Annotated in this window: 15 protein-coding genes; 5 read left to right on the forward strand and 10 right to left on the reverse strand. The window is 72.9% G+C overall.

The window, feature by feature from the left end; genetic code table 11:
• Window positions 1-235 precede the first annotated feature (235 nt).
• The gene (locus tag AB2L27_RS12890; protein ID WP_370441881.1) at window positions 236-1,225 is read left to right on the forward strand and encodes an acyltransferase family protein; all 990 of its coding nucleotides are present in this window, start codon (window positions 236-238) and stop codon (window positions 1,223-1,225) included.
• On the opposite strand, the gene AB2L27_RS12895 is transcribed toward AB2L27_RS12890, so the two are convergent.
• Window positions 1,226-2,845: a dolichyl-phosphate-mannose--protein mannosyltransferase gene (locus AB2L27_RS12895; protein ID WP_370441882.1), complete on the reverse strand. Its 1,620-nt coding sequence runs from the start codon at window positions 2,843-2,845 to the stop codon at window positions 1,226-1,228.
• Window positions 2,846-3,069: 224 nt separating this feature from the next.
• On the opposite strand from AB2L27_RS12895, the gene AB2L27_RS12900 reads away from it, so the two are divergent.
• Window positions 3,070-3,225: a hypothetical protein gene (locus tag AB2L27_RS12900; protein ID WP_370441883.1), complete on the forward strand. Its 156-nt coding sequence runs from the start codon at window positions 3,070-3,072 to the stop codon at window positions 3,223-3,225.
• A gap of 872 nt (window positions 3,226-4,097) precedes the next feature.
• On the opposite strand, the gene AB2L27_RS12905 is transcribed toward AB2L27_RS12900, so the two are convergent.
• Window positions 4,098-5,462: a glycosyltransferase gene (locus AB2L27_RS12905; protein ID WP_370441884.1), complete on the reverse strand. Its 1,365-nt coding sequence runs from the start codon at window positions 5,460-5,462 to the stop codon at window positions 4,098-4,100.
• A gap of 288 nt (window positions 5,463-5,750) precedes the next feature.
• Here AB2L27_RS12905 and AB2L27_RS12910 point away from each other — a divergent pair, with 288 nt between their 5' ends.
• Window positions 5,751-6,809 carry an acyltransferase family protein gene (locus AB2L27_RS12910; protein ID WP_370441998.1) on the forward strand — a complete coding sequence of 353 codons (1,059 nt, stop codon included), beginning with the start codon at window positions 5,751-5,753 and terminating at the stop codon, window positions 6,807-6,809.
• Here AB2L27_RS12910 and AB2L27_RS12915 read toward each other — a convergent pair.
• From AB2L27_RS12915 to AB2L27_RS12925, 3 genes are all read right to left on the reverse strand, one after another.
• Complete coding sequence (locus tag AB2L27_RS12915) at window positions 6,794-7,855, reverse strand: DUF4124 domain-containing protein (RefSeq protein WP_370441885.1); 1,062 nt, start codon at window positions 7,853-7,855, stop codon at window positions 6,794-6,796. The genes AB2L27_RS12910 and AB2L27_RS12915 overlap by 16 nt on opposite strands.
• Before the next feature lie 189 nt (window positions 7,856-8,044).
• A complete protein-coding gene (locus tag AB2L27_RS12920) occupies window positions 8,045-9,265 on the reverse strand; it encodes a nucleotidyltransferase family protein (RefSeq protein WP_370441886.1) in 1,221 nt (406 codons plus the stop codon).
• Window positions 9,266-9,277: 12 nt separating this feature from the next.
• Window positions 9,278-9,415: a lasso RiPP family leader peptide-containing protein gene (locus AB2L27_RS12925; protein ID WP_370441887.1), complete on the reverse strand. Its 138-nt coding sequence runs from the start codon at window positions 9,413-9,415 to the stop codon at window positions 9,278-9,280.
• Window positions 9,416-9,527: 112 nt separating this feature from the next.
• Between AB2L27_RS12925 and AB2L27_RS12930 the strand changes: the two genes are divergently transcribed.
• Entirely contained in the window at window positions 9,528-10,379 is an 852-nt protein-coding gene (locus tag AB2L27_RS12930; protein ID WP_370441888.1) for a phosphoenolpyruvate carboxykinase (ATP), read from the forward strand.
• On the opposite strand, the gene AB2L27_RS12935 is transcribed toward AB2L27_RS12930, so the two are convergent.
• From AB2L27_RS12935 to AB2L27_RS12950, 4 genes are all read right to left on the reverse strand, one after another.
• Window positions 10,362-11,516: an asparagine synthase-related protein gene (locus tag AB2L27_RS12935; protein WP_370441889.1), complete on the reverse strand. Its 1,155-nt coding sequence runs from the start codon at window positions 11,514-11,516 to the stop codon at window positions 10,362-10,364. The two genes, AB2L27_RS12930 and AB2L27_RS12935, sit on opposite strands and share 18 nt — an antisense overlap.
• A complete protein-coding gene (locus AB2L27_RS12940) occupies window positions 11,513-11,824 on the reverse strand; it encodes a lasso peptide biosynthesis protein (RefSeq protein WP_370441890.1) in 312 nt (103 codons plus the stop codon). Before AB2L27_RS12940 ends, AB2L27_RS12935 begins: the two co-directional genes overlap by 4 nt.
• Window positions 11,825-11,934: 110 nt before the next feature.
• Window positions 11,935-12,198, reverse strand: coding sequence for a PqqD family protein (locus tag AB2L27_RS12945; protein ID WP_370441891.1), 264 nt, complete (start codon window positions 12,196-12,198; stop codon window positions 11,935-11,937).
• Entirely contained in the window at window positions 12,195-14,108 is a 1,914-nt protein-coding gene (locus AB2L27_RS12950) for an ABC transporter ATP-binding protein (RefSeq protein WP_370441892.1), read from the reverse strand. The genes AB2L27_RS12945 and AB2L27_RS12950 overlap by 4 nt, the downstream gene beginning before the upstream one ends.
• A gap of 87 nt (window positions 14,109-14,195) precedes the next feature.
• Between AB2L27_RS12950 and rsmI the strand changes: the two genes are divergently transcribed.
• Window positions 14,196-15,074, forward strand: coding sequence for a 16S rRNA (cytidine(1402)-2'-O)-methyltransferase (gene rsmI / locus AB2L27_RS12955; RefSeq protein ID WP_370441893.1), 879 nt, complete (start codon window positions 14,196-14,198; stop codon window positions 15,072-15,074).
• Window positions 15,075-15,083: 9 nt separating this feature from the next.
• On the opposite strand, the gene AB2L27_RS12960 is transcribed toward rsmI, so the two are convergent.
• Entirely contained in the window at window positions 15,084-16,124 is a 1,041-nt protein-coding gene (locus AB2L27_RS12960) for a hypothetical protein (protein ID WP_370441894.1), read from the reverse strand.
• Window positions 16,125-16,156 lie beyond the last annotated feature (32 nt).

Genomic DNA, 16,156 nt, shown 5'->3' on the forward strand with positions numbered 1-16,156 from the left:
GCCGGCGACGATCTCGGGGTTGGTGAAGGAGAAGCGGATCCTGGACGGGCGCAACGCGTTGGACCCGTCCAGGTGGCGGGCGGCGGGGTGGACGTACCGCGCCCTGGGCCGACCCCGCGCCTGACCCACCACACACTTCGACGGACGAACAGGATTGCAGCTCGTGAACGGGCCAGGACAGGATCTGCGAGGCGAGACCGTCACTGCTGTCGCTCCCGGGAAGGTGGCCATGCGCATGACGTGGATGGACGTCCTGCGGGGTCTGGCCATCCTGGCGGTCGTGCTCTTCCACGCTGGAACGCTTCTGCGTTACGCCCAGCTCGAGGTACCTGAAGAGCTGCGGGAGTTCAATCGCGCGGTCGCACCCTTCCGCATCCCCATGCTCGTGCTCCTGTCCGGCATGTTGCTTCCGCGTTCGGTCGCGAAGGGAGCGCGGCCGTACACGGCGGGCAAGGCCCGCGCGATCCTGTGGCCGTTCCTGCTCTGGTCGAGCGTGATGGGGGCGATGAAGTGGGTGGAGTACGGTCACCCGTCGCTCAAGTGGTTGCTGCCCAACATCTTCCTCGCCGGTGGAACCTACTTGTGGTACCTGCTGTTCCTGGTCGTCTTCTACGTCGTCGCCCTACCCCTCCGACGTGTGCCCCTGCTGCCCGTGGCGCTGGCGTTCCTCGTCCTGGCCGAAGTCGCGGTGGACGACAGCAAGTGGGGTGAGCGCTTCGCGTTCCTCTTCGCTCTCTTCCTGATCGGCTGGTGGGTGGCGGCCCGCCCGGCTGTCGTGGAGCGTGGACTGTCCTCGAACCGCTGGCCGTTCGTGGCGCTCGGTGTCGGGGTGCTCTCCTACACCCTCGGGGACATGTCGGGGTACGGTCCGCGGGCAATCGCCGGGACGCTCTCCGGGGTCTACCTGCTCGCCTGGGGTGCCTCGAGGTTGTCGAAGGCGCCCGTCCTCCGACCCCTGCGCTTCGTCGGTCGCAATTCGGTGGTCTTCTACTGCGTGCACTTCCCGCTGGTCGTCGTGCTGATGAGCGTGGCTGGCTGGCTCGAGGTCGGCAGTTCAGTCCTGCTCATGGGCGTGGCCTTCGTAGCGTCGGTCGCGGCTGGCGCAGTCCTCTCCCTCCTGCGACCGAGATCGCCGTTCGTCGCCGGGTTGTTCGTCGCCCCGGCATGGGTCGAACGTGCGGTGGCGAGAGTCGCCCCGAGGCGCTGGACGGTTCGACGATCCTGATCAGATCCAGCTCGGCAACCACATCCGCCGGGCCCAGCTGTCGTAGGGGATGACCTGGGCGGTGTAGACCGGCCAGAAGAAGGCGAAGCACGCCACGCAGAGCACGACGACCGCGCCGGCGACCGCGGCGCCCACCCGCCGCCGCAGCAGGGCTGACTCGACGCGCACCCCCGTGCGGAGGACGGCCGTGCTCGGGTCGGGCCCGAGCACCAGGCCGAGCAGGTACACGACGGCCAGGACGACGAACGGGACGAACACCACCGCGTAGAACGTGAAGATCGTGCGGTGCTGGTACTGGAACCACGGCAGGTACGCCCCGGCGTACCCGGCCAGGATCGCCCCGGCCCGCCAGTCCCGGGCGAAGGCCCACCGGAACAGCAGCACCGCCAGGGCGATCAGGCCCACCCACCACAGCACGGGCGTGCCGAGGCTGGTGATGGCCTTGGAGCAGTTCTCGACGGTGCAGCCCTCGACCCCGTTGGCCTTGCTCTCGTAGAAGAACGAGGTGGGCCGCCCCTGCACGAGCCAGGACCACGGGTTCGCCGAGTAGGGGTGCGGGCTGTCCAGGCCGACGTGGAACGTGTAGGCCTGCTGGTGGTAGTGCCACAGGCTGCGCAGTGCGTCCGGCACGACCGCGCCGATCCCGCCGGAGGGGTGCGTGGCGCCCCAGTCCCGGTCCCAGCCCAGGTCGCTGCGGAACCACCCGGCCCACCCGGCGACGTAGGTGAGGACCGCGACCGGCACGAGGGCGAGGAAGGCGCCGATCCCGTCGCGCCAGACCGCCGCCGCGAACCAGGGCCGCACCCCGATCGCGCGTCGCGCCCCCGCGTCCCACAGGACGGTCATGAGCCCGAAGACGGCGAGGACGTAGACGCCCGACCACTTCACCCCGCAGGCCAGGCCGAGGCTCACACCGGCCGCGAGGCGGTACCAGCGGACGCCGATTCGCGGGCCGAGCCCGTCGGCCCCGTGCTCGGCCACCGCGCGCGCCAGCCGGTCCCGGGCGTGGTCCCGGTCGATGAGCAGCAGGGCGAAGGCGAGGAGCACCCACCACATGAGGAAGACGTCGAGCAGGCTCGTGCGGCTCTCCACGAAGTGCTGGCCCTCGAACGTCAGCAGCACCGCGGCGGTCACGCCGAGCAGCGTCGAGCGGAACAGGCGCCGGGCGATGCGCCCGATGAGGAGGATCGACAGCGTCCCGACGAGCGCGGCGGAGAAGCGCCAGCCGAAGGAGGAGTCGACGCCGAAGATCCACTGCCCGACGGCGATCATCCACTTGCCGATCGGCGGGTGGACGACGAAGTCGCCGCTCGTCCCGAACACGTCGGGGGTCCCGGCGGTGAACAGCTCGTCGGGGGCGGAGATGCCGCTGTCGTTGCGCAGCTCCACGCCGTACCGCAGCAGGGAGTACGCCTGCTTGACGTAGTACGTCTCGTCGAAGACGAGCTGGTGGGGGCGGCCGAGCTGGAAGAAGCGCAGGAAGCCGCCGACGGCGACGACCAGCAGCAGTGGCAGCCAGCTGCGGCGCCAGGACTCACCGCTGATCTCCGAGCTGTCTCCCAGGAGCCGACGCCGGGCGTGGGCGGCGGGATCGAACAGGACCTGCGGGCCCGCCGTCACGCCTGATCGCCCGGCGCCGGGACGGCATTTCTGACCAGTCCGTTCGCGATCACTTCGGCATCGTAGGCGCGGTCGGAGCCTCTGGACACACTCGGTGCGTCGGACCGGACACACCCTCGGGGCCCTGTGCCCCTCCGAAGAGGTGGGCCGCGGCTGTGTGAGCTGTCGGATCCGCCGCACGGATCGACGCAGCCTCGCGGCAGCTCGTTGAAGGAGGGAACGTCGTGGTGATCGCGGTCTTCGAGGACCGGCCCAGCCACCGGGTGGGGGCGGAGATCGCGCTGGTGAGCCTGCTGAGGTACTGCCTCGACGCCGAGGCGCACCTGCACTGCCCGAGGGCCGACGGCGACTTCACCGCCTGCCTGTGCGGCTGGGCGTAACCGAGGCCCGCACCTCGCGCACGAACCGCGCTAGAGGTGGCTAGAGGTGGAACGTCAACCGGTCACACCTCACCTCCGGCTCGAACACCTGTCAGCGGGACAGGAGGAGACCGTGTGGCTGGGCACCAGTCCTGGCTCACCAGGACTGGTGCCCCCTGGTAACCGGATCGAGGGCGGACGTCTTCGTCGGCACGGAGGAGACGTCCTAGAGGCAGGTGCAGGGGTGCGCACCGGACCCGGCGTGGGACCTGGAAGCAATCCGGTCGATGCCGTGGACGGTGGACACCGGCCTGGTTCGAGCGACGTGAATTCACTGCTGGACTGCTGGACTGCTGGACTGCTGGACTGCTGGACTGCTGGACTGCTGAAGTCTGGGGCGCGGCTGCTCTCTGACTCCCCGCCACCCAGCGGCAGCCGTGGCGGCAACGGCCGCTGCACCTGCTGGGGGCCAAGGGGTGCTGACAGCCCTGCTCGGCGGCCGCGCCCACGCTGGGGTGCCGGTCCGCCTGCTGGAGCAGGGCACCGACATCGCCCAGTGCTTCGAGCCCGCAGGACTCGCCCTCGGGGGACCGGACCCGGCGGCCTTCCCGCCAGCCGGGGTCTCGCCCTTGGTGCGCACGATGAGGTCCAAGCCGTGGCAGCAGCCGTACCGCGCCGGGGGTCGTCTGTGTGCTGCGCGCGGGCTGCGGCCGCGCGTACGCCGCCATTTCGCCGTGCACGGTACTGGCCGTGTAGCTCCGTAGGGATCTTGCGACGGGTGCCGCGTGGCTACCCGGCAGGTCCGGCGCTCGCCGCGCCTGCCGGGCCCCTCTTCTTGTGACGGTCGTGGACGATGTCGTCCGCCGCGGCCGCCGACGGAGGGGCATGGGTCGCTATCGCATCGAGGGGGTCGGTCGATGGAACTGACCGTGCCGTTCGTGCGGGGCCACAGCCCCTTCGGACGTGTCGATGTTCAACGCCGGGACGGCAGCGCCCGCCCGGTGTCCGCCCAGTATCTCGAAGTACACCGCCGTCACGGCATCGACCTTGCGCTCCCAGTCGAACTCGGCCAAGACCCGTTCCCGGCCGGCCCGCCCCATCGCTACTCCGAGCGCCCGGTCAGAGCCCAGGCGGACCATCGCCTCGGCTAGTGCGGCGGTCATCTCTGACGCGTTCGTCGGTGGGACCAGGAGGCCGGTGACTTCCGGTACGACGTAGTCGGCCGGTCCGCCCCAATCGGTAGCGATGACGGGCAGTCCCACAGCCATCGCCTCCAGCACAACGGCGCCCCCGCACTCGTAGACCGAGGGGAGCACGAGCGCGTCGCAGCCGCGCAGCAGTCGGGCGGTCTCGTCCTGGGAGCTCAGGCCGTGGAAGGTGACGCGCTCACCTAGACCGAGCCGCTGGGCCTGGGCCCGCAGCGCCTCGCGGAGGGGGCCGTCGCCGACGACATCGAGGGTGTGGTCCTGCGGGATCCGGGCGAGGGCGTCCAGGAGCAGGTCGACGCGTTTCCAGTCGACCAACCGCCCCACGAACGCGAACCGCGGGTTCCCCGAGGGCGTCCGCGTCCGCGGCGCGAACCGGGACAGGTTCACGCCGTTCTCGACGAGTTCGACGACGCGTCGGCCACGAGCAGCGCGCGGCAGAGCGTCGCGCGTGCGCGGGTTGGCGACGAACAGGACCGCGGCTCGGCCCTTGCCGTCGATCAACCGGTTCGCGACGTCCGAGCAGGTCCGCACCAGCCAGCGCACGGCGCGCTCGGAACGACGCACTTCGTGGGCGAAACCCTCCGGGTAAGTCATGCCGCCGTTGAGCGGGCCCACCACGACGGGAGCACCGACATCCCGCAGGAAGGAAGGTTGCCGGGGTGAGACGGGTACCGGCTCGTGGACGACGACCTCGGCGGGGGCGGAGTCGACAAGGGCGCGGGCGGTACGGCGTAGGTCGCCGGCCGCGATGGCGCTCATGAGCAGCCAGGTGGACATGGACTTGACGCTGGTGGGCAGGCGGCGGCCGGCGCGTTCGATGCGCCGGCTCGCGCGACGGTCCACGGTGTAGTGGATGCGGTCGGCGTCCTGCGGGAACGTGCTGGACAGTTCTTCACGGTTGCGTTCGTGACACACCAGGTGGGCGTCGAAACCCCGCTCGCGCAGGATGCGGAAGTAGTGCACCGGCAGCATCGCCTCACCACCGAATCGGGTGTTGGCGTTGACGGCGGCCAAGATCACGCGAAGGGTCGACGGGTCGTGTTCCGGCATGCGGCACCTCCTGGGCGGTGTCGGGCGGGCTCGGTGGGGGCGGTAGCGACCCCGATCATGCCTGACCCGGTGTGGAGGACGAAGAGCTGGGAGCGCGCTACGTGAATGCCTTGAGCACGGACGGTAAGAGCTGGTAGCTTCCGCTGGCCGGTGAGCTGACCTTTGCCGCGCTACCCCGCCGACGAGGATCGAGCGATCATGCCTGCCTGGACGAACGCATTTGGTTCCCCGACCCCGGCCGGTGAGACGGCCCCCGCCGTCGCGGCCCGCGGTGGCCACGTTGAGTGGATGGATGCGGCCCGAGGCTTGGCAATCTTGCTGGTGGTCTTCCACCACACCGTGTGGTTCGCCTACTTGACCGAGCTGGCCGACCCGCGGTGGATGCTAGTTGACGCTGTGTTCAACGCGTTCCGCATGCCGATGTTCTTCGCGGTCTCCGGTGTGCTGACCGCCTCGGTGCTCACCCGGCCCTGGCGCGCGATGCTCGCCCGCCGGGTCGTCCCCCTGTTGTGGGTGTATGTCGTGTGGACTGTGATCGTCGAGCTCCTTGAACCGGCGTTGCCACCTGGTGGCGGCTCTGTTCCCGGCGCCTCCCAGGTCGCCTCACGGATCTTGTTCGGAGACAGTGACGCGTGGTACCTCTACGCGCTGGTCGTCTTCGCCGTCGCGGCGAAACTCACCGCCCGGGTGCCGACATGGGTCGTCCTCGGTGTGCTGACAGCCTCATCGGTGGTCTTCGGCAGCGACTTGGTGGTGCCTGACAGCTACACGCTGCACAGCATGGCGATGTACGCCTTGTTCTTCTTTGCAGGGACGAGGTTCCGCCGGCGGGTGCTGGCGCTGCCGCGGTCAGGTGTGCAGTGGTGGGGTGGGGCCGCCGGAGCGGTCGGTTTCGCCGGGGTCGCAGGCACCGCGTACCTGGTCCTGGGGTCGCAGGCACTGTCAGTGCCGGGGGTGAAGCTCGTCCTGAGCTTCGCCGCCCTGGTTGCGGGGTACCTGTTCTCTGTGTGGGTGGCGGGGGTCGTGCTCGGCGCCCCGCTGGTGCTCGTCGGGCGGCTCACGTTGTCGTTCTACGTGACGCACACGTTGGTTGCCCGGGTCCTCCTCCTGGCGGTCCTGGCGGTGCTGCCGGGCGCTGCAGCATCCTCGGCGCTGGGGCAGCTGGTCGTTCCCGTGCTGCTGGTGGCCGCCACACTTGCTGCGGTCGCGCTCGTCCGGGTCCCGTTGGCCGCGGTCCCGGGTCTGTTCACCCCGCCGCGGTGGCTGTTGCACCGGATTACCCCCGCGGTCCGCTCGGGGACCCCGGCAGGCAGGGTCCCCGAGCAGGGGCGTCAGGGCTTGCCGTAGTTCTTCGGGAGGGCCTGCAGCTTTCCCCACGGGAAGTTCGCCATGATCGAGTACTGCGGGGTGCCGCCCATCAGCGACGTCCACGGGTTCGTCCCGGTGCGGGCGATCGAGGCGGCGGGGCTCTCGGCGACGACCGAGGTGCAGCCGGAGGTGTCGGTGACGATGAACCCGTACTTCTGCGCGGCCTCGGCGACCATCTTCGCGATCGGGTGCAGGCTCAGCTTGTCGACGTCCACCGAGGGGTCCAGGCGCAGGCGGGTGCCCTCGGGGACGGCGGCTGCGGAGGTGTCCCAGCCGTCGCCGCGGGTGGCGGGGTAGCTGTAGCCGCGACCGGGCTTGGGCAGGTGCAGGGCGACCGCGTGCTGGATGGAACCGGACTGGACGTCCTTGATGCCGATGGTTCCGCCGGCCAGGGCCAGTCCGCTGGCGCTGGCGCCGAAGGTGCCGCTGAACCCGCCGCGGTCGGTGGACACCCCGTCGATCCGTCCACCCCAGCACGCCTGCCACCTGCCGTCGACCTTCTTGGCCTTCCAGAACTCCCACAGCTGGTCGGTGCTGGGGGAGAAGACCGTGAGCTGGCCGTCGGTGCCGGGCGCGGGGACGGCGTCGGCCGGGATCGGCACCTGGACGAACTGCCCGCCGGGACCGAACAAGCCGGCGGGCGTCTTGCCCTTGCCCTGGCAGTCGTTCCACTTCAGGTCGATGCGCTTCTGGCCGGCGGGGACGGTGTAGAAGCTGGTGTTGTACCTCGTGACGTTGAAGGCGGCGACACCGCCGTAGAGCTTGGCGGTCTGGGCGGCGACGTTCTTGACCATCGCCGCGGAGTTGGGGTGCAGGGGGGCCTTGCGGATGTCCTGGCGCCAGGCGGAGGTGGTGCCGAAGGGGGTGCCGGCGGGCATCGTGACCGGGTTCGCCGTCGTCGTGGTCGCCGTCGTCGAGGCCGCTGTAACGCTTCCGCTGTCCGCCGCGATGGCAGGTGTGGCGGTCCCCACGGTGAGGGCCAGAGCGGCGGGCAGGAGAGCGGCGGAGAGTCGGCGGCGCAACATCAGCAGGTCCTCGCAGGTTTCGACAGGTTCGGTGCGGTACTGAGCCCATCGGGATCGAGCTGCGCGGATCTGGAGTCTGGCACGCCTCGTTCACCCGAACGGGCGTACGTCAGCCTGCCTTTTTACGCTGCGTAATCATAATTCTCGCTGCGTGAGGATTGCCACGTTGCTCTGAGTCCTTTCAGTCGCTTAGGGCGCCTGCGTCTCCGCTGCGGCGAGGGCGAACCAGTCCTGGCGAGCCCGCAGGTCGGGCACCGCCGGGGGAGTCGTCTCCACGGCGGCCCGGGCCCGGACCAGGAACCGGCGCAGGCTGTGCGCGGACGTGCCCCGGGCACCCGCGTAGCAGCGGGTGCTCAACCAGTCGGGACCCTCGAGGGCCTGCGGCGGCACCCAGGCCGTCACCACGCGGCCCACCCGGGACCAGCCCCGCCCGCGCCGGTGCAGGTCGCGCAGCACGTCGGTCGGAACGCGCGCCCCGAGCAGTTCCCGGGCCCGTTGCAGGGCCAGTCCCACGACCAGGCCGGTCCCGGCCTCCCGGGTGAGCGCGACCAGCCCGTCCCAGTCCTCCAGCCGGTCGGCGGCCTGGGCCACGTCGTAGCTCCACCCCAAGCGCCACCCACCGCTGAGCGTCGCGTGCACCGCCAGGTGGTGGGCCTCGTCCACCGGGTGCGGGACCGGCACGTCCAGCCCCAGGACCCGGCGGGTGCGACGACGGTGCAGGACCGTCCGGACGTCGTAGCGGAAGGCGTGCCGGCGTTCGGCGAGGTTCAGGAGGTGCCAGTGCAGGTCCAGCACGGTGCCGTGCGGCAGGGCGAGACCGACCTCGCCCAGCGCCAGGTCGGCGGTGCGGCGCCAGTCCGGGGTGATCACGGCGGCGCCCCCGGTCTCCAGGGCTTCCAGTGCGCGGGGCAGGTCCTCGCCGTGCACGAGCACGTCGACGTCGTGCCACTCGCGGGTGGTCGGACGGGAGTACAGGGACGCGGCGGCGGCGCCCTTGACGACGGTCCACCGCAGGCCCTGCAGGCGGCGGCAGAGCAGGTCCAGGTCGGGTCGCGCCGCCAGGGTCCGGCGCAGCTGGGCCGCGTGCAGCGGCGCGGTCAGAGCGGTCAGACCGCTCAGGGAGGGGGTGCTCGCCAGCACGTCGTGGACGAGCGGACCCACGCGGTGGGCGGCGAGGAGCCGGCCCAGCAGCGCCGGGTCCTGGGCCAGGACCCACCCGGCCTCCAGGTCGGTCGCCTGCCGGTCCTGGCGGGCGCAGCGCAGCAGGTGCAGCACGGCGAGCCCGGTCCGGCGGCGGTCCGCGGGGGGACGGGACAGGCGATCGAGGGCGACGGTGCGCACGATCTGCGGTTCGGGTGGACGGGCGCCGCGCCGCGGCCGGTGTCCCCGCAGGCGCAGGGGCGTGGACACCGGCCGGTCGTCTCAGGAGGCGACGACGAGCGACTGACCCTGGTAGCTGAAGCCGTCGCTCGGGACGCCGATGTCCTTCGGCGTGAGCAGGGTGAGTTCGGCGAACGAACCGAGCTCCGTGACGCGAGGTGCTTCGTACCGCACCGTCATGGTGTGGCCTCCATCCGGGAAGGTGGCGAGATGACGCCACTGTATTCGCGTTCCGTCACCCCATGCGTACTGAACGTCGAAGAATCATGGAGCGAGATGGTGTGATGTGCCCGTGCACGAGCCCACGGCGGCCTACGGCCTGACGTTCCCCGACCTCGTGGGGGGCCGGGAGTTCCTGCGGCCGCCGCGCGGGGACGAGACGGCGTGGCGGATCACCCGCGAGGTCACCGACCGGCCCGCCGCCCCGGCCGGGGTGGGCGAGGACGAGATCACCGACCGGTACGCCGTCCACCCCCTCGGCGACGGCGGCGTGGCCCGCATCGACCGGGCGACCAGGACCACCCACCTCACCACCGCGCACCCGGTGACCGACCGCGAGGTCGTGCACCCCCACCTCGCCTCGACCGCCGTCGTCACCGCCCTCTGGCGCGGCCTGCCGGCGCTGCACGCCGGGGCGGTCTCGCTCGGGCACGACGTGTTCGTCGTCCTGGGCGAGCGGGGAGCGGGCAAGAGCACGGCCGTCTGGTCGTTGCTGCAGCAGGGTTTCGCCCACGTCAGCGACGACGTCGTGCTCGTCGCGGGAGACGCGGTCCTGCCCGGTCCGCGGTGCGTCGACCTGCGTGCCCCGGTGGCGCGCCGGCTCGGCGTGGGCGAGGACCTGGGGGTCGTCGGCCGCCGGGAACGGTGGCGCGCCGGCGTCCGCGGCGAACCCTCCCCGGACCTGCGCCTGGCGGGGTTCGTGCACCTGGACTGGACCGGGGGGCGGTGCTCCTCGATCGAGGACGTGCCGTTCCCGCACCGGTTGCGAGCCGTCGGCGCGGCGCTGGCCGCGCGCGTCCCGCAGCACGACCCCGCCCAGCTCCTGCGGCTGGCGGCCGTGCCCGCCCTGCGGTGGGCCCGGCCGCGGGACCTGGACCGGGTCCACGAGAGCGCCGGGGAACTGGCCTCAGCGTTGCGGGGCTGAGGCCAGCAGGGCGGTGTGCAGCAGGCTGAACGAGTGCGGGTCGGGATCGTCGCTCGACCACTCCCGGTGCAGCGCCTCGACGTCCACGAGGCCCGCGAGGGTCGGGCCGAGCCCGTCGCCGGTCCAGCCGCGCGCCCAGGCGCGCGCGGGTCCGGACCAGAACGCGGCGTTGAACGAGGACTTCGTGCTGCGTTCCACCAGGTCCGCCGGCAGCAGGTCCCCGAACTGCGCCCGCAGTTCCCGGGTGCGCCCGCGCGGGCCGACCCGGCCCCAGTCCGTCGCCGTCGCCGCCAGGACGCTCGGCGCGCAGAAGGGGTTCTCGACGGCCGCGTCGTGCAGGGCCCCGAGACGATCCAGCCCCTCCCGGTGCATCTGCAGGCGACGACCGGGCCACACCCGGTGGCGGACGGTGCGTTCCCACGAGAGCGGTTCGGTCGCCTCCCACCGGGCGAGGTCGGTGCGCAACCGCCGCAGCGCGTCCGGGCGGATCCACCCGTAGCGCAGGTCGACCCGCCGCAGGCACCGCCGCACCCGCAGCGGCCGGGGCGCCAGGTCCAGGGCGGCGGTGCGCGCCGTGCGGCGGTCCACCCGCCAGGCCCGCGACAGCAACCGGTACGGGGTGAGCCGGGCGACGGGGGAGAACAACTCGTCCCCGCCGACCCCCGTCAGCAGGGAACCCCCCGCGGCCAGTGCGGCGATCGGGGCGTGGAAGTGCAGGTTGAACGGCGCGCACACCCCCAGCCGGCGCAGGGTGTCCTGCGCGACCGGGCCCCCCACGTCGAGCTCGTCGGTGAACCTCAACCGGGTCCACTCCCGCAGACCCAGGTGCCGGACGACGAGTTCCTGCCAGCGTCCCTCGTCGCTGGAGGGGACCCGGGGGAAGGTGTTCGTCACCGGGACCGGCAGGGGCAGCCCTTCGCGCCGGGCCAGGGTGGTGGCCACCGCCAGGACGGTCGAGGAGTCGCGGCCGCCGGAGAAGCTCACGACGCAGGGGGGCCGTCGCAGGGCGGCCAGGACCACGTCCTCGACCGCCGACCGCAACGTCCCGGGCACGCGGGCGGTGAGGTCGCGCACGCCGTCGGCCCGCCCGTACGGGACGGTCCACAACAGTTCCAGGTCGGTGAACCGGCGGGTCACGGCCGCAGCACCGTCAGCTCGCGGTACCGGTCGTGCTCGTCGCGGTCGTACCCCCGGATCCAGGCGTGCGCGCTGAACTGCGCGCGCGTGGCGTGCGGGACGGCGACGACGACCTCGGCGACCTGCCCGTGGGCGGCGAACCAGGCCTGCAGGACCAGGCAGCGCTGCAGGCAGGTGGCGTCGTGCTCGCGCAGCGTCCCCTCCACGAGGACGCGCGACCAGCCGGGCAGCGCCGGGACCGGGGCCGTGCACCGGGCCGACATCCCCTCCCGCTCCAGGTCGGCGCGGACGGCGGCCAGGGAACGCACCGTCCACCGCCGCGCCCGTGCCCCCTGCGGGCCCCGGTGCCGCAGCACCCGGCGCCACCGGCGCCACCGGCCCCGCAGGTCCCGCAAGGCCGGTGGCCGTCCGGGGCGCCTCACGGCTCCCGCAGGAACGGGGCCAGTTCGGTGAGGAACACCTCGACGTCGTCCTCGGCCCGGGCGGCCTCGACGGAGAACACCGACCGGAGTTCGGCGACGAGTTCGGCGCGCGTGGTCCCCCGGACGAGCAGCGGCCACAACGTCGTCCCGGCCCCGGTGACCCCGTGGTACGTGGAGGTTCCGGGGTCGAGCACGACGACCTGGTCGTCGACCTCCTGCCACACGAGATCGGCCCGCGTCCGGATCGTCGTCGACGTCACCGCCACCACCCCTTCGTGCCGGGCGCGTCCGTCCGGGGCCCAGCGTCGTCGGCGACGGGGGCGCGTCCGCTGCGGAACGCACGTGCCTGCAGTTCGTACAGGGCAGCGTAGTGCCCGCCGCGCCGCAGGAGTTCCTCGTGCGTGCCGACGTCGTCGACCAGGCCGTCGCGCAGGACGTGGATGCGGTCGACGTCACGGACGTTCGCCAGCCGGTGCGTGATGAGCAGCACCGCCCTGCCCCGGGTGGCGGCGCGGACGGTGGCGAACAGTTCGGCCTCGGCGCGGGCGTCCAGGGCCGCGCTCGGTTCGTCGAGGATCAGCAGGTCGCCGCCGCGGTACAGAGCACGGGCCAGGGCGACCCGTTGCCACTGGCCACCGGACAGTTCCGTCCCCCCGGGACGTTCGGCCGACAACGGGGTGTCGAGCCCGGCGGGCAGTCCCCGCAGGAACTCCCAGGCCCCGGCCTCGCGGGCGGCGTCCTCGACGTCGGGGGGACCGCCGCGGCCGTAGGCCCGGTCGACGTCCCCGAAGGCGATGTTGTCGACCGCCGACAACTGCCAGTGGGCGAAGTCCTGGAACATCACCGCCACCCGCCGGCGCACCGCCGCGGCGGGCAGCTCCGCCACGTCGAGGCCGTTCCAGGTGAGCAGCCCACCGGTGGGGCGGTGCAGACCGGCGAGCACCTTCGCCAGGGTCGACTTGCCCGACCCGTTCTCCCCGACGAGGGCGACGACCTCCCCGGCGCGCAGGTCGAGGTCGATGCCGCGCAGCGCCCGGGCCCCGGAGGAGAACCGGAAGGACACGTCCCGGGCGCGCAGCACCTCCAGCGGGCCCACCGCGGGGGCGTCGTGCGCGTCCGGTTCCACCGGCGTGCTGTGGAACTCGTCCAGGTCGTCGAGGAACAACCCCGACTCCAGGACGGCCCCCACCCCGCGGACGAACTGCCGCGACCGGGCGGCCAGCAACGGCACCGCGACCCCGACGGCGCCGGCCTGGCTGAACGTCAGGCGGCCGGTGTCGAGCGCGGCGACCACGGCGACGAGCAACCCGACCGCGACGAGGGCGGTCACGAGTTCGCCCGCCAGGATCGTCCGGGTCCGCCGGCGCGAGTGCTCCCGGACCGCGCCGATCCACTCGTCCGAGGTGGCGTCCCACCGGCCGCGCAGGTGGGACTGCAGACCGTAGGAGCGCACCTCCGAGGCCGTCCCCCGGTCGGTGAGCGTGCTCTGCAGGTAGCTGCGCAACCGCAGCGCCGGGGCGTGCCGCACGGCGAACTCGAACTCCTGCCGCCCGCCGCGACGGGCGATGAGCAGCAGCACGGGCACCGGGGCGAGCAGGACGAGGGCGACGGGCGCCACCGCCCACACCGCGACCACCACCGCCACCAGACCCACCGCGCCCCCGGCCACGCTGACCAGCCCCTGCACCACGGCCAGCGGTCGGGTCATCGCGTGCAGCCGCACCCGCTCCAGCCGCTCGAAGAACTCCGGGGAGTCGTAGTGCGCCAGGTCCACCCGTGCGCTGACGTCGAGGAAGCGGCTCCACACGTGCCGCTGCACGACCTCACCGAGGACCTTCTGCCGCTGACCCTGCACCGCGCCCGCCATCCCCACGGCCAGGCCGACGAGGGCCAGCAGCAGGAGGGGGACGGCCGCGCGCGCCAGGCGCTCGCCGTCGGCGGTCTCGGTGGTCAGGACGTGCAGCAGGGTGCGCACGAGCGGCAGGAGCGCGGCCAGGACGACGGCCGTCACGAACTGCGGGACCAGCGTCGCCAGCAGGTCCCGGGGCCCCGCCGCCCAGCAGGTGCCCCACGCCCGGCGCACCCAGTGCGGCAGCGCGGCCGGCCGGCTGCGCCCGCGGCGGCTCTCCACCTGCAGGTGCACCGGGTCCACCCGTCGCTGCGCGACCACACCCACCTCCGGCCCGTTGCGGCCACCCCGCGGTTCGCTCCGGTGCGTCCCGATCGGTGGACAGTACGTCACCGGCGGGGAGGGTGGGTGCAGGTGCGGCACGATGGCCCCGTGGAATCGCGAGGCACGATCGGACGTCTGGTGCTCGCTGGCACCCCCATCGGCAACGCCGGGGACGCGACGACCCGGCTCGTGGACCTGCTCGCCACGGCCGACGTCGTCGCGGCCGAGGACACCCGCCGCCTGCACCGCCTCGCCTCGACCCTGGGGGTCGCCCCGCGCGGGACGGTGCTCAGCTACCACGAGCACAACGAGGTCGAGCGCACCCCCGAGCTCGTGGAGGCGGTGCGCGGCGGGTCGACCGTCGCGCTCGTGACCGACGCGGGGATGCCGTCGGTCTCCGACCCCGGGTACCGGCTGGTGCGGGCCTGCGTCGAGGCCCACCTGCCCGTCACGGTGGTCCCGGGCCCCTCGGCGGTGCTGGCGGCCCTCGCCGTCTCGGGCCTGCCCAGCGACCGGTTCGCCTTCGAGGGCTTCGCCCCGCGCAAGCCCGGCGAGCGCAGCCGGGTCTTCGCGGCGCTCGCCGCCGACGAGCGCACGCTCGTGTTCTTCGAGTCCCCGCACCGCACGGCCGCCACCCTGGCGGCGATGGCCGAGGCGTTCGGGGCCGAGCGGGACGCCGCCGTGTGCCGGGAGCTGACGAAGACGTACGAGGAGGTCGTGCGGGGGTCCCTCGCCGAGCTGGCCGCCTGGGCGGAGCAGGGGGAGGTCCGGGGCGAGGTGTGCGTGGTCGTCGCCGGGTCCTCCGGAGCCCCGAGCCGGGAGCCGGCGGAGCTGGTCGAGGAGGTCCTCGACCTCGTCTCCTCCGGCTACCGGCTCAAGGACGCGGTCCGGGTGACGGCCGACCGGGGCGGAGTGCCCTCCCGCACGCTCTACGACGAGGTCGTGGCACGCCGCAAGCGATGACCCGCCGGCTCAAGGCTCAGGGCTTCCCGTAGTCCTTCGGCAGGGCCTGCAGGGCCTTCCACGGGAACCCGGCCATGACGTCCCACCCGGGGTGCCCTCGAGCAGCTCCTCCCACGGGTCCTCACCGGTCGCGGCCTCCACGGCGGCAGGGCTCTCGGCCACGACCGAGGTGCAGCCACCCGTGTCGGTGACGATGAAGCCGTAGCGCTGGGCCGCTTCGGCCACCATGCGCGCCACCGGGTGCAGGTCCAGGGCGTCCACGTCGAGCGAGGCGGGAAGGCGCAGGCGGGTGCCGGTCTTGACGCTGTCGGCGCCCTTGACCCACCCGTCGCCGCGCGAGGCGGGGTAGCTGGTGCCGCGGCCCAGCTCCGGCAGCGACAGGGCGATCGCGTGCTCGATGGACCCGCGGCGCACCTCCTCGATGCCGATGGTGCCGCCGGAGACGGCCAGGCCGCTCGCGCTCGCCCCGAAGGTGCCCGAGAAGCGTCCCTGGCTGCGGGACACGTCGTCGATGCGGCCGCCCCAGCAGGCCTGCCAGTGCGAGTCCTTGCGCTCGGCCTGCCAGAACTCCCACAGCTGGTCGGTGGACGGGGAGTAGATCGTCAGCTGCCCGTCGGTCCCGGCGGCCGGCACCGCGTCGGCGGGGACGGGGACGTCGGTGAACTGCCCGCCCTCGCCCAGCAGGCCGGTGGGGGTGAACGAGAACGACTGGCAGTTCGTCCACCGCACGTCGACCCGCCGCTGGTCGGCCGGCACGGTGCGGAAGCTCGTGGAGTAGCGGTCGACGTTGAAGGCGGCGATGCCGCCGTACCGCTCGGCGGTCTGCCGGGCGATGCCGGCGGCCACGGCGCGCGAGTTCTGCGCCACGGGGGCTTCGCGCACGTCCAGCCGCCACGCGGTCCCCTCGCTGAAGGGCCCGCCCGCGGGCATGGTCACCGGGTGCGGGTCGGCGGCGGAGGCGGGGGCGGCGGCCGCCACCAGCGGGAGGACGAGGGCGGCGGCCGCGGTGAGGGGCAGCAGGGCTGAGCGGCGTCGGCGGGGGCGGGTCATGGGTCCTCACAGGTCGGGGGAGCAGCGACCCC

Origin of the sequence: Kineococcus halophytocola, assembly GCF_041276425.1 — a bacterium.
GTDB classification, from domain to species: Bacteria; Actinomycetota; Actinomycetes; order Actinomycetales; family Kineococcaceae; genus Kineococcus; species Kineococcus halophytocola.

Coding starts and splice junctions, on each gene's coding strand:
- AB2L27_RS12905 (WP_370441884.1), bottom strand. CDS start 5,462: ATGCCGGAACACGACCCGTCGACCCTTCGCGTGATCTTGGCCGCCGTC.
- AB2L27_RS12910 (WP_370441998.1), top strand. CDS start 5,751: ATGGATGCGGCCCGAGGCTTGGCAATCTTGCTGGTGGTCTTCCACCAC.
- AB2L27_RS12925 (WP_370441887.1), bottom strand. CDS start 9,415: ATGACGGTGCGGTACGAAGCACCTCGCGTCACGGAGCTCGGTTCGTTC.
- AB2L27_RS12915 (WP_370441885.1), bottom strand. CDS start 7,855: ATGTTGCGCCGCCGACTCTCCGCCGCTCTCCTGCCCGCCGCTCTGGCC.
- AB2L27_RS12960 (WP_370441894.1), bottom strand. CDS start 16,124: ATGACCCGCCCCCGCCGACGCCGCTCAGCCCTGCTGCCCCTCACCGCG.
- AB2L27_RS12890 (WP_370441881.1), top strand. CDS start 236: ATGACGTGGATGGACGTCCTGCGGGGTCTGGCCATCCTGGCGGTCGTG.